17 protein-coding genes are annotated in these 18,318 nt (G+C 55.7%); 4 read left to right on the plus strand and 13 right to left on the minus strand.

Features of this window, described 5'->3' with window-relative positions; genetic code table 11:
• Positions 1-26: 26 nt before the first annotated feature.
• Entirely contained in the window at positions 27-2,165 is a 2,139-nt protein-coding gene (locus H8S59_RS03665) for a mechanosensitive ion channel family protein (protein WP_343073033.1), read from the minus strand.
• A gap of 230 nt (positions 2,166-2,395) precedes the next feature.
• Between H8S59_RS03665 and H8S59_RS03670 the strand changes: the two genes are divergently transcribed.
• Genes H8S59_RS03670 through H8S59_RS03680 form a run of 3 tightly spaced genes read left to right on the plus strand, consistent with a single transcriptional unit; the run spans position 2,396 to position 5,894 of the window.
• A complete protein-coding gene (locus H8S59_RS03670; RefSeq protein WP_187520557.1) occupies positions 2,396-4,747 on the plus strand; it encodes an FdhF/YdeP family oxidoreductase in 2,352 nt (783 codons plus the stop codon).
• 44 nt (positions 4,748-4,791) lie between these two features.
• Positions 4,792-5,385, plus strand: coding sequence for a TetR/AcrR family transcriptional regulator (locus H8S59_RS03675; protein ID WP_187520558.1), 594 nt, complete (start codon positions 4,792-4,794; stop codon positions 5,383-5,385).
• Between the two features lie 29 nt (positions 5,386-5,414).
• Positions 5,415-5,894 carry a nuclear transport factor 2 family protein gene (locus H8S59_RS03680; protein ID WP_187520559.1) on the plus strand — a complete coding sequence of 160 codons (480 nt, stop codon included), beginning with the start codon at positions 5,415-5,417 and terminating at the stop codon, positions 5,892-5,894.
• Between the two features lie 215 nt (positions 5,895-6,109).
• On the opposite strand, the gene H8S59_RS03685 is transcribed toward H8S59_RS03680, so the two are convergent.
• Positions 6,110-6,646, minus strand: coding sequence for a single-stranded DNA-binding protein (locus tag H8S59_RS03685; RefSeq protein WP_032626487.1), 537 nt, complete (start codon positions 6,644-6,646; stop codon positions 6,110-6,112).
• Positions 6,647-6,655: 9 nt separating this feature from the next.
• Positions 6,656-8,050 carry an MFS transporter gene (locus H8S59_RS03690; RefSeq protein ID WP_187520560.1) on the minus strand — a complete coding sequence of 465 codons (1,395 nt, stop codon included), beginning with the start codon at positions 8,048-8,050 and terminating at the stop codon, positions 6,656-6,658.
• Positions 8,051-8,240: 190 nt separating this feature from the next.
• On the opposite strand from H8S59_RS03690, the gene uvrA reads away from it, so the two are divergent.
• On the plus strand, positions 8,241-11,075 hold the full coding sequence (gene uvrA, locus H8S59_RS03695; protein ID WP_095100563.1) for an excinuclease ABC subunit UvrA: 2,835 nt from the start codon (positions 8,241-8,243) through the stop codon (positions 11,073-11,075).
• A gap of 82 nt (positions 11,076-11,157) precedes the next feature.
• On the opposite strand, the gene bfr is transcribed toward uvrA, so the two are convergent.
• The 10 genes from bfr to rplO all read right to left on the minus strand — a co-directional run bounded on the left by bfr (position 11,158) and on the right by rplO (position 18,315).
• Positions 11,158-11,622 (minus strand): bacterioferritin, encoded by a 465-nt coding sequence (gene bfr / locus H8S59_RS03700; protein ID WP_027898312.1) that lies wholly within the window; start codon positions 11,620-11,622, stop codon positions 11,158-11,160.
• A gap of 154 nt (positions 11,623-11,776) precedes the next feature.
• The gene (locus H8S59_RS03705) at positions 11,777-13,225 is read right to left on the minus strand and encodes a catalase (RefSeq protein WP_187520561.1); all 1,449 of its coding nucleotides are present in this window, start codon (positions 13,223-13,225) and stop codon (positions 11,777-11,779) included.
• Between the two features lie 182 nt (positions 13,226-13,407).
• Complete coding sequence (rplQ, locus tag H8S59_RS03710; protein WP_008145500.1) at positions 13,408-13,794, minus strand: 50S ribosomal protein L17; 387 nt, start codon at positions 13,792-13,794, stop codon at positions 13,408-13,410.
• Between the two features lie 42 nt (positions 13,795-13,836).
• A complete protein-coding gene (locus tag H8S59_RS03715; protein ID WP_003176403.1) occupies positions 13,837-14,838 on the minus strand; it encodes a DNA-directed RNA polymerase subunit alpha in 1,002 nt (333 codons plus the stop codon).
• Between the two features lie 22 nt (positions 14,839-14,860).
• On the minus strand, positions 14,861-15,481 hold the full coding sequence (gene rpsD, locus H8S59_RS03720; protein ID WP_025262045.1) for a 30S ribosomal protein S4: 621 nt from the start codon (positions 15,479-15,481) through the stop codon (positions 14,861-14,863).
• Positions 15,482-15,499: 18 nt separating this feature from the next.
• A complete protein-coding gene (rpsK, locus tag H8S59_RS03725; RefSeq protein WP_002555466.1) occupies positions 15,500-15,889 on the minus strand; it encodes a 30S ribosomal protein S11 in 390 nt (129 codons plus the stop codon).
• 30 nt (positions 15,890-15,919) lie between these two features.
• Positions 15,920-16,276 (minus strand): 30S ribosomal protein S13, encoded by a 357-nt coding sequence (rpsM, locus tag H8S59_RS03730; protein ID WP_027898310.1) that lies wholly within the window; start codon positions 16,274-16,276, stop codon positions 15,920-15,922.
• 130 nt (positions 16,277-16,406) lie between these two features.
• The gene (gene rpmJ / locus H8S59_RS03735; protein ID WP_002555468.1) at positions 16,407-16,523 is read right to left on the minus strand and encodes a 50S ribosomal protein L36; all 117 of its coding nucleotides are present in this window, start codon (positions 16,521-16,523) and stop codon (positions 16,407-16,409) included.
• Positions 16,524-16,551: 28 nt separating this feature from the next.
• A complete protein-coding gene (secY, locus tag H8S59_RS03740; protein ID WP_027898309.1) occupies positions 16,552-17,880 on the minus strand; it encodes a preprotein translocase subunit SecY in 1,329 nt (442 codons plus the stop codon).
• On the minus strand, positions 17,881-18,315 hold the full coding sequence (gene rplO / locus H8S59_RS03745) for a 50S ribosomal protein L15 (RefSeq protein WP_027898308.1): 435 nt from the start codon (positions 18,313-18,315) through the stop codon (positions 17,881-17,883). It abuts the gene before it with no gap.
• Positions 18,316-18,318 lie beyond the last annotated feature (3 nt).

Consider the following 18,318-nt stretch of genomic DNA (forward strand, 5'->3'; position numbering starts at 1 on the left):
ACATAGAATCTCCCACAAGTCAGAGCCTAGCCGGGCTTGACCGGCGGGCTCTCCGACCCGTCGACGTTCACCACGTTGCCTTTGCCCGACGCCGGTTGCGCATCTCTGTCGACAGAAAGCTGCTGTACATGCCCAGCACTCGGGCTGATGACCGTCTGTGGATAAGTTTGTGCGAAACGGACGTCATCGGATTTATCCACAAGCTTTTTCAATCGTTCGTTGAACGCCCGGCCCACGCTGTACTGCCCGCCTGAAGATGTCCGGAACTGAGCAGTGAGCACCACGCCGTTGAGGTCCATGCGATCCACACCGAAGACTTCCAGCGGCCCTTGCAGATTGCTCTTGAGCAAGATGTCTTCGCTAATCGACTGGCCAGCTTCACGAATCAGTGACAGCGCACTGTCGATGTCGGAATCATAGGTGAACTGCACGGAGAAGAACGCGTAAGCAAATTGCCGGGACTGGTTCGTCACCGCCTTGATCTGGCCGAACGGCACCGAATGCACAAAGCCTTTGCCGTCCCGCAGACGCACGGTGCGAATGGTCAGGCTCTCAACCGTGCCCGAGTGCCCCGTGCTGAGCACCACCCAATCGCCAATGGAAAAGGTGTCCTCGATGATGATGAACAGACCGGTAATAACGTCCTGCACCAGTTGCTGAGAGCCAAAACCAATCGCCAGACCGACCACACCCGCACCCGCCAACAGCGGCGCAACGTTAATGCCCAGGTTGGCCATGGTGGTGATGGCGCAGATCACCACCAGAATGATTTTTATCGCGTTACGCAACAGCGGCAGAATCGTCTTGATTCGCGTACTCGGCTGACGAGACGACCGATGATTGATCGGAGTTTTCAGCGCTTCCTGAATAGCTGTGTCGAGCACCACCCACAGCATCCAGGTGACCATGAAGATCAGACCAATGCTGCTCAGCGACTCACCGATGGCTCGTCCCAGGCTGTTGCTCTGGGCAAACTCGAACAGCGAAAAACCCCAGATCTGGCCGAGGATTTCAATGAACGCGACCGCCAGAACAATTCGGGCCAGCCCATGGGCCAGATTCAGCAACCGTGCTTTATAGATATGCCCACCACGCCCTTCAACGGTCGCGGGCTTGAACAGATGCTGAAAAACCGTACTCAAGAATACTGTGGCAATCAGCAATACCGTCGTGAACAACGCGCAACGTAAAGCCTTCTGACTGTCTTCGCCTGCACCGATGAGATTCACTGCGGACACCAGAATCATCAGCAGAATCGGCAGATACCACAGGTTCGAGAACACCTTCAGGGATTCTTGTAGCGCCGGTCGGGCCAAGCGGCTGCTTAGCGAACGGTTGCGTATCAGATGCGCGATAGGACGACGCACCTTGATCACCAACATGCAGAACACGACTGATGCAAACAGCCCGGTAAACACCGCAACGCTGGTGGTGACGTTGTTGCCAATCTGGCGAGCGATCTGCGGACTGGTCAAGGCGTCACTGAGGGCCGCCATGAAACCGATGACGAACAGCGGCTTGGGGCTGAAGCGGCGAATCATTCGTACTGCGGCACGCTTGTGCCCGTAGTTGAACATGACGATCACGCACAACAGCACTGACGTAGAGACGATGCCGCTACTGGTGGAGTAAGCCAGACACAGCGCCAGCGCCCGCCCCACGGAGGCCGTCAGGAAGTGGCTGGCATATAGCGTCAGCGGCAAGCTGATCAACGCGGGCAAGGTGTAGGGCAATACATAGCCAAGCAACGCCTGACTGCGTTCACGCACCTGGAAAAACGGGCGGCGGCTGAGACGCATGGCAACGAAACTGCCGAGGGTGGTCAACGCGGCGAAAGCGCCGATCCACACCACCGAGAGCATCAGGAAGTCGCCCACAACGCCCCACTTGGAACGCGAGGTCGGCTTGTTGACCAGCTTGTCCAGTTCATCGGCTGCACGGTCAGCACGAAGACGCCAGCTGTCGAGCAGGCGGCCGTCCAGTGACAGGGTTTCCTGCACATCATCGATGCTGGAACTTATCACACCAAGCAGGCCGCCCTGCACGAGGATTTCAGGCGCAGCAGGCGTTTCGGGCGTATCCGGTGCTGCGTCTGCCGAAGCAGCGGGAGCGGCAGCCGCTTGCTCGGCAGCCTGCAAATTGAAGCTGCCGGCAACGAGCAGCATGCAGAGCAGGACGATGGACTTGAAATTCAACAAAACGCGGGGCACTCCTTGATGATCAGGGCTCTCTTTATCAGGCAATAGGAACTGATTCATATACGGCGGACAAGTTCGGTTTTCGCCCGTCAATCCCATGACAACCACTGGAGAAAGCACAGCGAACCTTCCATAGGCCCCCACGTCAGAGTTGCATAAGACGTTCAGCGCGGCTGTTCGGCAAGAGGAATACCCTGATGCTCATCCATCCCCGGACACGCTACAAACCCTACAAAATGGCAGCTGGAGGTTGGGGCTCCGCCATATCGGTCATGCGTATTCTCTGGCGTGAACAGACACTACTCAAAGCGACGGGTGCACTGACCCGGCAAAACAAGCAAGGCGGCTTTGCCTGTGTCAGCTGTGCGTGGGCCAAACCCGGCAAACCCCACGCGCTGGAGTTCTGCGAAAACGGAGCGAAAGCCACAGCATGGGAATTAACCTCGCTGAAAACCGGCCCTGATTTCTTTGCCCGCCACTCAGTCACAGAGCTGCTGCAACTGCCCGACTACGACCTCGAGCAGCATGGCCGCCTGACCCACCCGATGCGCTATGACCCCGAAACTGACCGTTACCGTGAAACCTCCTGGGAGCAGGCTTACCGCGAGATAGGCGCTCAGCTAAAACAACTGGAACCGGACAGCGTCGCGTTTTATGCCTCAGGGCGTGCCTCCCTTGAGACCTCCTTCATCTACCAGATATTCGCCAGAGCTTACGGGACAAACAACCTGCCAGACAGCTCCAACATGTGCCACGAAAGCACATCGGTGGGCTTGCAGGAAAGCATTGGCGTCCCCGTAGGCACTGTTACGCTTGAGGACTTCAAGCAGACAGATTGCATCTTTTTCTTTGGGCAGAATGTAGGCAGCAACAGCCCGCGCATGCTCCATGATCTGCAAGAAGCACGCAGTCGAAATGTGCCAATCATCACGTTCAATCCCATCCGGGAAAGAGGACTGGAACGCTTCGTCAATCCTCAATCACCACTCCAGATGCTCGGTCCGGATTCGACAGTCATCAGCACCCAATACCATCAGGTAGCGATAGGCGGTGACATTGCAGCCGTCATGGGCATAGCCAAGGCATTGCTGGAAATCGACAAGACCGCACTCATCAAGGGCGAGCCGCCAGTGATTGATCAAGCGTTCATCGGCCAACATACCGAAGGCTTCGCCGACTTTGTTAATGCGGTACGTAATTGCGAATGGGACACCCTGACGGAACGCTCAGGGCTCACTCGTGGAGCCATGGAGGCGGCGGCGACAGTCTATGCCGCCAGCGAACGGGCAATAATTGTTTACGGCATGGGGATCACGCAACACCGTAAAGGGGTTGAGGCCGTACAGATGCTGGTCAACCTGCTGATGCTGCGCGGTAACATCGGCAAGCCCGGTGCGGGTATTTGCCCGGTGCGGGGTCATTCCAACGTGCAAGGTCAGCGTACCGTCGGCATCACTGAAGACCCTGGCAAGGTGCCTGTGGATAAAATTGAGACGTTGTTCGGGTTTCAGGTTCCGAAAAACAAAGGCCGTGCGACCGTGGAAACCTGTGAAGGCATCCTTGATGGCAGCGTGCGCGGCTTCATTGGTCTGGGCGGTAATTTTCTCCGGGCGATTCCCGATACCTCACGCATGGAACCTGCCTGGAAAAATCTGCAACTGAGCGTACAAATTGCCACCAAGCTCAACCGCACCCATCTGGTTACGGCGAAAAACAGTTGGCTGCTGCCGTGCCTGGGCAAAATTGAAATCGACCGCCAGAACGGGCACGAACAAAGTTATAGCACCGAAGACAGTACCGGCTGCATTCATGGCTGGAAAGGCACCAACGAACCGATCGGCGAACAATTGCGCGCCGAAACCTCGATCATTGCTGGCCTGGCGCAAGCGACACTGACAGGAACCGAGCACATAGACTGGAATGCCTGGCGCAGTGACTACAGGCAGATTCGCCAAGCCATCGCGACGGTGTACCCGGAAATTTTCCATGATATGGAAACCCGGATGTGGCAAACCGGTGGTTTTCACAAACCGATCCCGGCCATTCAGCGTGAATGGAAAACCGAGAGCGGGCGTGCCCATTTCATCACTCCACAGTCCCTTGATGAAGACAGTGACGTCAGCCCGGGATCTGATAGCCGTGATGTTCTGCAACTGATGACGCTACGCAGCAACGACCAATTCAACACCACGATCTACGGCTATGAAGATCGCTTTCGGGGCGTCAGCGGTACACGCTCGGTGATCTTCATGAATCGTAACGACATCGTGCGACTCGGCTTCACCGCAGGTGACTGGGTGTTGCTAAAAACAGCGGTGGAACCGGAAACACCGCGAGAAGCCGGGCCAATGCAAATCATCGCTTACGACATTCCCGAAGGCTGCAGCGCGGCGTATTACCCGGAATGTAATCCGTTAGTGCCGCTTTGGCACTACGCGGAACGTAGCAAGGTCCCGGCCGCCAAATCTATTCCAATCACCCTTAGCCGCGCAGAGCCAGGCTCTGCAGAACGCAAACGGGCGATCCCGAAAACGGATCAGGTGGTATAAGCGATACGATTGACAGGGTAGAACGATCGTTCTACCCTCTGATCATGAACAAGACATCGACTACAGCTGTGCGGGACAAAATCCTGCAAACCGCAGAGCAACTGATCTACACCAACGGGATTCATGCCATGGGCATGGACTTGCTCGTGCGTACTTCCGGCGTGGCACGCAAAAGCATCTACCGATATTACGCCACCAAAGAAGACGTAGCCGTGAACGCATTGAGCGCGCGCGACGTTCGCTGGATGAACTGGTTTCGCACTGAGACCGATAAGGCCACGAGCCCTGAAGCGCGAATTCTTGAAATGTTTATGGTGCTCAAGGGCTGGTTTGAATCGGAAGGCTTCCGTGGCTGCGCATTTATCAATACGGCGGGTGAAATCGGCGATGCTGAAGATCCGATCCGGCAATTGGCAAAAGCTCACAAACAGAAGCTGTTTGACTACGCGCTAGAGCTGTCCCAGCAATTGAACATCGAGCAGCCCGAAGCGCTGGCCAAACAACTGCTAATCCTGATCGACGGCGCTATCACCCTCGCCCTGGTGATGGGCGACCACAGTGCCGCTGACAGCGCCCGCGACATGGCGCAAATACTCCTGAAGTCTGCCCTGAAAAATTCTGCTCCCCCTGCAAACTGATCATCCACTGCTCGCCCAGAGGTTTTGCCATGTCATCCAGCACCGAAACCCGCCCGCCTTTGCCGCCCTTTACTCGGGAGTCTGCAATCCAGAAAGTCCGTCTGGCCGAGGATGGCTGGAATGGCCGCGATCCAGAGAAAGTCGCATTGGCCTACACACTGGACACCAAATGGCGCAACCGCACCGAATTCGCGACTAACCGTGACGAGGCCAAAGCCTTCCTGACTCGCAAATGGACAAAGGAACTGGACTACCGGTTGATCAAAGAATTGTGGGCCTTCACCGACAATCGTATCGCCGTGCGCTACGCCTACGAATGGCACGATGACTCGGGCAACTGGTTCCGCTCATACGGCAACGAAAACTGGGAGTTCGACGCAAACGGCCTGATGGCCAACCGCTTCGCCTGCATCAACGACATGCCGATCAAAGAGTCAGAGCGCAAGTTCCACTGGCCGCTGGGTCGCCGTCCGGATGATCATCCGGGGTTGTCTGAGTTGGGGTTGTAACAGAAAGCTCCGTTGCCCATGGCACCGCGCTGACTCTCCGCAAACATTGGACGTGTAGGAGCTGCCGAAGGCTGCGATTGCGGTGTCTCAGCATAACGGCTTCGCAGCCTTCGGCAGCTCCTACAAGGTGCAATCTGTCATACGCACGCCCAACAAAAAGCCCGCAGCGAATGAACGCTGCGGGCTTTTTCGTTTAGCCGGATGAAGCGAGTTGGCTAGAACGGAATATCGTCATCGAAGCTGTCGAAATCGGCGGCCGGCTGTGGCGCTTGTTGCTGTGGAGCCGGACGGGATTCGCGTTGTGGCTGCTGCTGTGGCGCGGACTGTTGTGGACGCGACTGCTGAGGACGTGGAGCGGAGTTCTGATAACCGCCGCCACCCTGGCCCTGAGGAGCGCCGTCGTTTTGTGGACGGCCGCCCAGCAGTTGCATGGTGCCCTGCATGTCGACGACGATTTCAGTCGTGTAACGCTTGATACCGTCTTTTTCCCACTCGCGGGTCTGCAGCTTGCCTTCGATGTAGACCTGGGAACCCTTGCGCAGGTATTCGCCAGCGATTTCGGCGACTTTACCGAACATCGACACACGGTGCCATTCAGTCTTTTCGACTTTCTGACCGGTCTGTTTGTCAGTCCACTGTTCGCTGGTCGCCAGACTCAGGTTGGTCACGGCATTACCGTTAGGCAGGTAGCGAACTTCGGGATCCTGGCCGCATGTGCCGACCAATATAACTTTGTTAACCCCACGGGCCATAACGTTCTCCTAGGCTTCGCACGCTTGGGTCGATGGGTTGACCATCCGTTCCAGAGACGCGCGATCCAATAGTTTTGTATCCAATTTGATATAGATGGCTGCCTCTTCGGCAACCACCACTGCATCCGTTACGCCTTCCACGGCCTTGAGTCTGTCTACCAGGCCCGCATCACGCAGGGCTTCAGGCGACAAGGGCAGACGCAGGCTCGTCACGTAAGGCGGTTCACGCATGGTCACTGCAACCGCTAGCCAGATGGCGGCCATCGCAGCCCCGCCAAGGAACACCACGTCGAGCCCGCCATGCTGGAACAACCAGCCGCCGAGTATCCCACCTGCGGCCGAACCAAGGAACTGGCTGGTGGAATAAACCCCCATCGCCGTACCTTTTCCGCCAGCCGGTGAGACTTTGCTGATCAATGACGGCAAAGACGCTTCCAGCAGGTTGAACGCGACGAAGAATACCACTGTCCCGATGACCAGTGCTCGTAACGTGTTCCCAAACTCCCAGAAGAATAGTTCAGTGAGCATCAATACGGCGACCGCGCCGATGAGCACACGCTTCATCTGACGCTTTTTCTCACCATAAATAATGAATGGGATCATTGCGAAAAATGAAATCAACAGCGCCGTGAGATAGACCCACCAGTGCTCTTCCTTGGGCAAACCGGCTTTTGTCACCAGCGCCAGCGGCAAGGCCACAAAGCTTGACATGAGCATCGCGTGCAACACGAAGATACCCAAATCCAGTCGAAGAAGATCAGGATGACGCAAGGTCGGCCCTAACGCCTGACGTGCTACTCCCGATTCCCGGTGCTGCAAGGTGACGGTATTTTTCGGCACCACGAACGCGACAATGAAAATCCCCACCAAGGCCATCGCACCGGTCGCGAGGAACAGGCCGGACAAGCCAAAGGCGCTGGTCAGGATCGGCCCTACGACCATCGCAATCGCAAAGGACAGGCCAATGGTCATGCCAATCATGGCCATTGCCTTGGTGCGATGCTGCTCCCGGGTCAGGTCCGAGAGCAAAGCCATGACCGCGGCGGAGATAGCACCGGCCCCCTGCAGGATGCGTCCGGCGATGATGCCCCAGATCGAATCCGCGCTGGCTGCCAGGACGCTGCCCAAGGCAAAAATGATCAAACCAAAATAGATAACCGGACGCCGTCCGATACGGTCGGAAATAATCCCGAAAGGAATTTGCAGGAATGCCTGGGTCAGGCCATAGGCACCGATTGCCAGACCGATCAACGCCGGGCTCGCTCCCGCCAGGTCCATGCCATAGGTCGCAAGCACGGGCAGCACCATGAACATGCCGAGCATGCGAAACGCAAATACCAGCGCAAGACCGCCTGCTGCGCGGGTCTCGCCGCCGCTCATTCTCTCGCTGTGGGGATCGTGCATGGAAAAACCTCGTGTGAACCGGCGGCGATTCTACCAGTCCCATCGATTGACGGGGTATATCGCGACGCTATGACACGCCTAGATGACACAGTCTTCATTTACGGCTAAGACAGCTATCCAGATAGTGTGCATCCATCCAGTGTTTTTCCGTATACTCCTACGTTTTCGACGCCCGCCGTGCGAGGCCATTTTGGACAAGATCCTGATTCGTGGGGCTCGAACCCACAACCTGAAGAACATTGACCTGACCCTGCCACGCGACAAGCTGATCGTCATTACCGGGCTTTCCGGTTCTGGCAAATCATCGCTGGCATTCGACACCCTGTACGCCGAAGGGCAACGGCGCTATGTCGAATCCCTGTCCGCGTATGCCCGGCAATTCCTTTCCATGATGGAAAAGCCGGACGTCGACACCATCGAAGGTCTGTCGCCGGCAATTTCCATCGAGCAAAAATCGACGTCCCACAACCCACGCTCAACCGTGGGCACCATCACCGAGATCTACGACTACCTGCGTCTGCTTTATGCACGCGTTGGGCAGCCTCGTTGCCCGGATCACGACATTCCGCTGGAAGCGCAAACCGTCAGCCAGATGGTTGACCTGGTGATGGCGCAACCTGAGGGCAGCAAATTGATGCTGCTGGCCCCGGTGATTCGTGAGCGCAAGGGCGAGCACTTGTCAGTGTTCGAAGAGCTGCGCGCACAAGGCTTCGTCCGCGCTCGGGTAGATGGCCGTTTGTGCGAACTCGATGAGCTGCCAAAGCTGGATAAACAGAAGAAGCATTCCATTGATGTGGTTGTCGACCGCTTCAAGGTGCGTGCCGATCTGCAACAGCGTTTGGCGGAATCTTTTGAGACCGCACTGAAACTGGCTGACGGTATCGCCTGGGTTGCGCCAATGGATGACGAGCCCGGCGAAGAGATGATTTTTTCTGCCCGCTTTGCCTGTCCAGTCTGCGGCCACGCCATCAGCGAGCTGGAACCCAAACTGTTTTCCTTCAACAACCCGGCTGGTGCATGTCCGACGTGCGACGGCCTGGGCGTTAAGCAGTTTTTCGATATCAAGCGTCTGGTAAACGCAGAGCTAACCCTGGCTGAAGGCGCTATACGCGGCTGGGACAGGCGAAACGTGTATTACTTCCAGATGCTTGGCTCGCTGGCCAAGCACTACGATTTCAGTCTGGAAGTACCGTTCAAGGAACTGCCAGGTGACATTCAGAAAACCCTGCTTAATGGCAGCGGCTCGCAGAATGTCGACTTTCGCTATTTGAACGATCGCGGTGACATCGTCAAACGTGCCCACCCATTCGAAGGCATCGTGCCCAACCTAGAACGTCGCTATCGGGAGACCGAATCAGCGACTGTGCGCGAAGAACTGGCCAAGTTTCTGGGCACGCAGCCTTGCCCGGATTGCCGCGGTACACGCCTGCGTCGCGAGGCGCGTCACGTATGGGTTGGCGAAAAGACGCTGCCTGCCGTTACGAACATGCCAATCGGTGATGCAACCGACTATTTCGGTGAGCTGAAGCTGACAGGACGTCGTGGTGAAATCGCTGACAAGATTCTTAAGGAGATTCGCGAGCGTCTCGAGTTCCTCGTCAACGTTGGTCTTGATTACCTGACGCTGGATCGCAGCGCTGACACGCTCTCGGGCGGTGAAGCGCAGCGTATCCGGTTAGCCAGCCAGATTGGTGCGGGGCTCGTCGGTGTGATGTACATCCTCGATGAACCCTCGATTGGCCTGCACCAGCGGGACAATGACCGGTTGTTAGGCACCCTCAAGCACCTGCGTGACATCGGCAACACGGTGATCGTAGTCGAGCACGACGAAGACGCGATTCGCCTCGCAGACTACGTGGTCGATATCGGACCGGGCGCTGGCGTGCACGGCGGGCACATCGTTGCCGAGGGGACGCCGGATGAGGTCATGTCGCACCCCGACTCACTCACTGGCAAGTATCTTTCCGGCCGGGTGAAGATCGCAGTGCCGGCCAAACGTACGCCGCGTAACAAGAAGCTTTCACTGACCCTCAAGGGTGCCCGCGGCAATAACTTGCGTAACGTCGATCTGGAAATCCCCATTGGCTTGCTGACCTGCGTGACCGGTGTTTCAGGTTCGGGCAAATCGACGCTGATCAACAACACGCTGTTCCCGCTCAGCGCGACCGCCCTGAACGGCGCGACGACGCTGGAAGCTGCGACCCACGACAGCATCAAAGGTCTGGAACACCTGGACAAGGTTGTCGACATCGATCAAAGCCCGATTGGCCGTACACCTCGCTCCAACCCGGCAACTTACACCGGTCTGTTCACGCCGATCCGCGAGCTGTTCTCCGGGGTGCCTGAATCGCGCTCCCGTGGATACGGTCCAGGGCGCTTCTCTTTCAACGTCAAAGGCGGTCGCTGCGAGGCATGTCAAGGCGATGGCCTGATCAAGGTTGAGATGCACTTCCTGCCGGATATCTACGTGCCGTGCGATGTGTGCAAGAGCAAGCGCTACAACCGCGAAACCCTTGAGATCAAATACAAGGGCAAGAGCATCCACGAAGTGCTGGAAATGACCATCGAAGAAGCACGCGAGTTCTTCGACGCGGTTCCAGCCCTGGCGCGTAAGCTCCAGACTTTGATGGATGTAGGCCTTTCATATATCAAGCTGGGGCAGTCTGCGACTACGTTGTCTGGCGGCGAAGCTCAACGGGTGAAGCTGTCCCGCGAGCTGTCCAAGCGCGATACCGGCAAAACGCTGTATATCCTCGATGAGCCGACCACAGGCCTGCACTTCGCAGATATCCAACAACTGCTGGACGTCCTGCATCGTCTGCGTGACCACGGTAATACCGTTGTGGTCATTGAGCACAACCTTGACGTGATCAAGACTGCCGACTGGCTTGTGGACCTTGGTCCGGAAGGCGGTTCCAAAGGCGGACAGATCATTGCCGTGGGTACGCCGGAGCAAGTGTCTGAAATGGAGCAATCCTACACAGGCCACTACCTCAAGCCTCTGCTGCTCAGAGACAAAGCCTGACATTGTCCAACCGCTAGAGTCAAAAAGCCCCTGTCACGTAAAGTGCAGGGGCTTTTTTATGCGGCTTGTATTGTCTACAGAATCAGAATTGCGATTGCAGGTAGTTTTCCAGGCCGATGGTCTTGATCAGACCCAGCTGCTTTTCGAGCCAGTAGGTGTGATCTTCTTCGGTATCGTTCAACTGAACACGGAGGATTTCGCGCGTTACGTAATCCTTGTGCAGCTCGCAGAGCTCAATGCCCTTGCACAGCGCAGCACGGACTTTGTATTCGAGACGCAAGTCCGCAGCGAACATCTCAGGCACTGTAGTACCAACATCGAGATCGTCCGGGCGCATGCGCGGAGTACCTTCGAGCATCAAGATACGACGCATCAGGGCATCGGCGTGCTGTGCCTCTTCTTCCATCTCGTGATTGATACGCTCATAGAGCTTGGTGAAGCCCCAGTCTTCGTACATACGCGAATGAACGAAATATTGGTCACGCGCTGCCAATTCGCCCACCAGCAGCGTATTGAGATAATCGATTACTTCCGGGTGGCCTAGCATCGCCCACGTCTCCTGCCTGAAAGTGCATAGTCTGAACCAACCGCTCGCTCAGGTCACTGTCCCAAGTGATAAAAATCGACAAAAAGCAGTGAAAAATCGGTGATCAGATACGAAAAACCGCCCAAATGAGGGCGGTTCCGGTTATCACTTAGACTTACATAAGCGATACGCCCAATGCTTTCGCAATGCCCTCGCCGTAAGCGGCATCAGCCTTATAGAAATGCTGCAACTGGCGCTGCACTACATCGTTGGAAACATCCGCCATCGTGCCTGCAATATTGTTAATCAGCAGCGCCTTCTGATCGGCACTCATCAGGTTGAACAACTTGCCCGCCTGACTGTAATAATCGCCATCTTCACGATGATCATAACGGTCAGCTGCGCCGCTCAGGGCCAGAGATGGCTCAGCATAGTGCGGAGCCTGCTTCGGTGCGTCTGAGTAGCTGTTAGGCTCGTAGTTAGGCCCTGAGCCACCGTTGGTGCCGAAAGCCATCGCACCATCACGCTGGTAGCTGTGAACCGGATTTCTGGGCGCGTTGATTGGCAAGTGCTGGTGATTGGTACCTACTCGGTAGCGATGCGCATCAGCGTACGCGAAAACGCGACCCTGCAGCATGCGATCCGGAGACAGGCCTACACCAGGGACCATGTTGCTCGGCCCGAAAGCCGCCTGTTCAACTTCGGCAAAATAGTTGAGCGGATTGCGATTGAGCTCAATCTCTCCGACCTCGATCAACGGATACTCTTTCTGCGACCACGTTTTGGTCACGTCGAAAGGGTTTTCGTGATGAGCTGCAGCCTGAGCTTCGGTCATCAACTGAATGCAAACGGTCCACTTCGGGAAATCGCCTTTTTCAATGGCGGTGAACAAGTCGCGCTGAGCGTAATCCGGATCGGTTCCGGCGATACGTGCAGCATCCGCAGGGGTCAGGTTCTTAATGCCTTGCTGGGTCTTGTAGTGCCATTTGACCCAGTGACGCTCACCAGCAGCGCTGATCAGGCTGTAGGTGTGGCTACCGAAGCCGTGCATGTGACGATAACCATCCGGAATACCGCGATCCGAAAACAGGATCGTGACCTGGTGCAACGCCTCTGGCGAATGAGACCAGAAGTCCCACATCATCTGGGCATTTTTCAGGTTGGTCTGCGGCTGGCGTTTCTGAGTGTGAATGAAGTCCGGGAATTTCAGTGGGTCACGGATGAAAAACACCGGCGTGTTATTACCCACGATGTCCCAGTTGCCTTCTTCTGTGTAGAACTTAAGCGCGAAACCGCGTGGATCGCGCTCAGTGTCAGCCGAACCACGTTCGCCACCGACAGTGGAGAAGCGCAGGAAAATTGGAGTTTGCTTACCCACTGTATTGAACAGGTTAGCGCTGGTGTATTGAGTGATGTCGCGGCTGACAGTGAAAGTACCGTGAGCGCCCGAACCTTTCGCATGTACTCGACGCTCAGGGATGTTTTCACGGTTGAAATGGGCAAGCTTCTCGATCAGATGAAAATCATCAAGCAGCAACGGTCCACGAGGACCTGCAGAGCGGGAATTCTGGTTATCAGCTACAGGTGCGCCGCTGGCGGTGGTGAGAGTCTTGGGCTGGCTCATTAACAATTTCCTCTGGCATAAACGACCGGCTAATCGGCATGGCAGGGATTATTGTCCAATCCTGTAACACAACAAAGCTTATTAAATCTTTGCCGCCAATAGCGAAAGCTAATAAGAGGTTATCCATTCCTGAAAACAAAAAACCGGGCACTAGGCCCGGTTTTTTGTTTCAGACTGACGTCTTACTCAGCGGATACAGCTTCGCCGCCAGCAGGACGATCAACCAGCTCGACATACGCCATTGGCGCGTTGTCGCCAGTGCGGAAACCGCACTTCAGGATGCGCAGATAGCCACCCTCGCGGGTTGCATAACGCTTGCCCAGATCGTTGAACAGCTTACCAACGATTGCTTTCGAACGAGTACGGTCGAAAGCCAGACGGCGGTTAGCCAGACTGTCTGTTTTAGCCAAAGTGATCAGCGGCTCAGCAACGCGACGCAGTTCTTTAGCTTTCGGCAATGTAGTTTTGATCAGCTCGTGCTCGAACAGCGACACCGCCATGTTTTGGAACATGGCCTTACGGTGGGAGCTAGTCCGGCTCAGGTGACGACCACTTTTACGATGACGCATGGTTCATTCCTTACCAAACACAACGTTCGGTGATTACGACGATCAGGCAGTCGCCTTGTCGTCCTTCTTAAGACTTGCCGGCGGCCAGTTGTCGAGGCGCATGCCGAGGGACAGACCACGGGAGGCCAGGACGTCTTTGATCTCAGTCAAGGACTTCTTGCCAAGGTTTGGAGTCTTCAACAATTCCACTTCGGTGCGCTGAATCAGGTCGCCGATGTAGTAAATGTTCTCCGCCTTGAGGCAGTTGGCCGAACGTACAGTCAGTTCCAAATCGTCAACCGGACGGAGCAGGATCGGATCGATCTCGTCTTCCTGTTCGATTACCACTGGCTCACTGTCACCTTTGAGGTCGACGAACGCAGCCAACTGCTGTTGCAGAATGGTTGCAGCGCGGCGGATAGCCTCTTCAGGATCCAGAGTACCGTTGGTTTCCAGATCAATAACCAGCTTGTCCAGGTTAGTACGCTGCTCGACACGGGCGTTTTCCACCACGTATGCGATACGGCGAACCGGGCTGAACGAAGAGTCAAGCTGCAAGCGACCAATGCTGCGGCTTTCATCTTCATCGCTCTGACGCGAGTCTGCCGGTTCATAACCACGACCACGAGCTACGGTGAGCTTCATGTTCAAGGCGCCGTTAGACGCCAGGTTAGCGATTACGTGATCGGGGTTAACGATCTCGACATCATGATCCAGCTGAATATCGGCAGCGGTAACCACCCCCGAACCCTTCTTCGACAAGGTCAGCGTAACTTCGTCTCGACCGTGCAGCTTGATAGCCAGACCTTTAAGGTTCAACAGGATTTCAATGACATCTTCCTGTACACCTTCGATGGCGCTGTACTCATGGAGTACACCGTCAATCTCGGCCTCGACTACTGCACAGCCGGGCATGGAGGACAACAGGATGCGGCGCAGCGCGTTGCCCAGGGTATGGCCAAAACCACGCTCGAGAGGCTCGAGAGTAATCTTGGCGCGGGTTGGACTGACAACCTGCACATCAATGTGGCGGGGTGTCAGGAACTCATTTACCGAAATCTGCATGGATGCACCTATTTTCTAGCCCTTACTTGGAGTAGAGCTCGACAATCAGGCTTTCGTTGATGTCGGCGGACAGATCACTGCGAGCTGGAACGTTCTTGAAAACGCCCGATTTCTTCTCAGTGTCTACTTCTACCCATTCTACGCGGCCACGTTGGGCACACAGATCGAGAGCCTGGACGATGCGCAGTTGGTTTTTGGCTTTCTCGCGGATAGCTACCACGTCACCGGCACGAACCTGATACGACGGAACGTTAACGGTTTTGCCGTTCACGCTGATCGACTTGTGCGAAACCAATTGACGGGATTCAGCACGAGTCGAGCCGAAGCCCATACGGTATACAACGTTATCCAGACGGCATTCGAGCAGTTGCAGCAGGTTCTCACCAGTAGCGCCTTTCTTGCCGGCAGCTTCTTTGTAGTAACCGCTGAATTGACGCTCGAGTACGCCATAGATACGACGAACTTTTTGTTTCTCACGCAGCTGGGTGCCGTAGTCGGACTGACGGCCACGGCGCTGGCCGTGGATACCTGGAGCTGCTTCGATGTTGCACTTGGATTCGATCGCGCGAACGCCGCTCTTCAGAAAGAGATCGGTGCCTTCACGACGAGCAAGCTTGCATTTTGGACCAATGTAACGAGCCATTTTCTACAGTCTCCTGGATTACACGCGGCGCTTCTTCGGCGGACGGCACCCGTTGTGCGGGATTGGCGTCACGTCGGTGATGCTGGCGATCTTATAGCCACAGCCGTTCAATGCACGGACAGCAGACTCACGACCTGGACCTGGACCTTTGACGTTAACGTCGAGGTTCTTCAGACCATATTCCAGCGCAGCTTGACCAGCACGTTCAGCAGCTACTTGAGCAGCGAACGGCGTGGACTTGCGAGAACCGCGGAAACCCGAACCGCCGGAGGTAGCCCAGGACAGCGCGTTACCTTGACGATCGGTGATGGTGACGATTGTGTTGTTAAAAGAAGCGTGGATGTGGGCGATGCCATCAACCACCGTCTTTTTAACTTTTTTACGAGGACGAGCAGCAGGTTTTGCCATGACTAAATTCCTGTCGTTGCGCTAATGCGATTACTTGCGGATCGGCTTACGCGGACCTTTGCGAGTACGCGCGTTAGTCTTGGTACGCTGACCGCGTACTGGAAGACCACGACGATGGCGCAGACCGCGGTAGCAGCCCAAGTCCATCAAGCGCTTGATTTTCATGTTGATTTCGCGACGCAGGTCACCTTCAGTGGTGAACTTCGCCACTTCGCCACGCAGTAGTTCAATCTGCTCGTCGCTCAGATCTTTGATCTTTGCCGCTGGGTTAACCCCAGTGGTTGCACAGATTTTATGTGCAGTGGTGCGACCAACACCATAGATGTAGGTCAGCGAGATAACAGTATGCTTGTTATCTGGAATGTTAACGCCTGCAATACGGGCCATTCAGTGGGACTCCAATTGACAGCTACCTACGCCCCGGAAGCCAAGAAATAGGGCGCGAGATAATATCGCTGTAATAACAAATAATCAACCCAGCAGCGCACTAGCTGCTGGGCTTAAGCACAGATCACACTCAGCCTTGGCGCTGTTTGTGACGTGGTTCCGCGCTGCAAATTACTCGAACAACACCTTCGCGGCGAATAATCTTGCAGTTGCGGCACAGCTTTTTCACCGATGCACGAACTTTCATTACCAGCTCCTCGAACCTTATGGGTACATCAGCGCAACATGCCGCTGCCGTAGCCCTTCAGGTTGGCTTTCTTCATCAGGGATTCGTACTGGTGCGAAACGAGGTGCGATTGTACTTGGGACATGAAGTCCATCACAACCACTACCACGATCAGCAACGAGGTCCCGCCAAGGTAGAACGGTACGTTTGCTGCAACCACCAGGAACTGGGGCAACAAGCAGACGGCCGTCATATATAGAGCACCGAACATGGTCAAGCGGGTCAGAACGCCATCAATATAGCGCGCAGACTGCTCACCTGGACGGATACCCGGAATAAAGGCACCGGACTTCTTCAGGTTTTCCGCTACGTCTTTCGGATTGAACATCAACGCCGTATAGAAGAAGCAGAAGAAAATAATCCCCGCACTAAACAGCAGAATATTCAACGGCTGACCAGGAGCGATCGACTGCGAGATGTCCTGCAACCAGCCCATACCTTCAGACTGACCAAACCAGGCACCCAACGACGCCGGAAACAGCAAAATGCTGCTCGCGAAAATAGCTGGAATAACGCCAGCCATGTTCACTTTCAGCGGCAAGTGGCTAGTCTGCGCAGCAAAAACCTTACGGCCCTGCTGACGCTTGGCGTAGTGAACAGCAATACGACGCTGACCACGCTCAATGAACACCACGAAACCGATAATCGCTACTGCCAGCAAACCGATAGCAACCAGGGCGAAGATATTGATGTCACCCATGCGTGCAGACTCGAAAGACTGCCCAATCGCTCTCGGAAGACCGGCGACGATACCTGCGAAGATCAACATCGAGATACCGTTACCAACACCGCGCTCGGTAATCTGCTCGCCTAGCCACATCATGAACATCGCACCAGCCACAAAGGTGGTGACAGCAACGAAGTGGAAGCCTATGTCTGCAGAGAACGCGACGCCCTGACCTGCCAGGCCAACGGACATGCCGATAGCTTGAACCAAGGCCAGGACAACGGTGCCGTAGCGGGTGTACTGGCTGATCTTGCGACGGCCAGCTTCCCCTTCCTTCTTCAACTGCTCCAGCTGTGGGCTGACGGCGGTCATCAATTGCATGATGATCGATGCCGAAATGTACGGCATGATCCCCAGTGCAAAAATACTCATCCGCTCCAGCGCACCGCCGGAAAACATGTTGAACAAGCTAAGAATGGTCCCCTCATTCTGTCGAAACAGGTCTGCGAGTCGCTCCGGGTTAATACCTGGAACCGGGATGTGTGCGCCTATTCGGTAGACGATAATCGCCAGGAATAGAAAACGCAGACGAGCCCAGAGTTCAGACATACCGCCTTTGCCGAGCGCAGAGAGAGCACCTTGCTTAGCCATTTATTCCTCGAACTTGCCGCCAGCTGCTTCGATAGCCGCACGCGCACCTTTGGTGGCTGCGATACCTTTGATGGTGACAGCGCGATTAACTTCGCCGGACAGCATGATTTTCACACGCTGTACGTTTTGGTTGATCACGTTGGCATCCTTCAGGGACTGCACAGTTACAACGTCGCCTTCCACTTTAGCCAGCTCGGACAAACGCACTTCTGCGCGATCCATGGCCTTCAGGGAAACGAAGCCGAATTTTGGCAGGCGACGATGCAGCGGCTGTTGACCGCCTTCAAAGCCCGGAGCAATAGTGCCACCGGAGCGGGAGGTTTGACCTTTGTGGCCACGGCCACCAGTCTTACCCAAACCGCTACCGATACCACGGCCCGGACGATGCTTTTCGCGACGGGAACCCGGCGCTGGACTCAGATCATTGAGTTTCATCGA

The organism is Pseudomonas folii (assembly GCF_014357575.1).
GTDB lineage: Bacteria > Pseudomonadota > Gammaproteobacteria > Pseudomonadales > Pseudomonadaceae > Aquipseudomonas > Aquipseudomonas folii.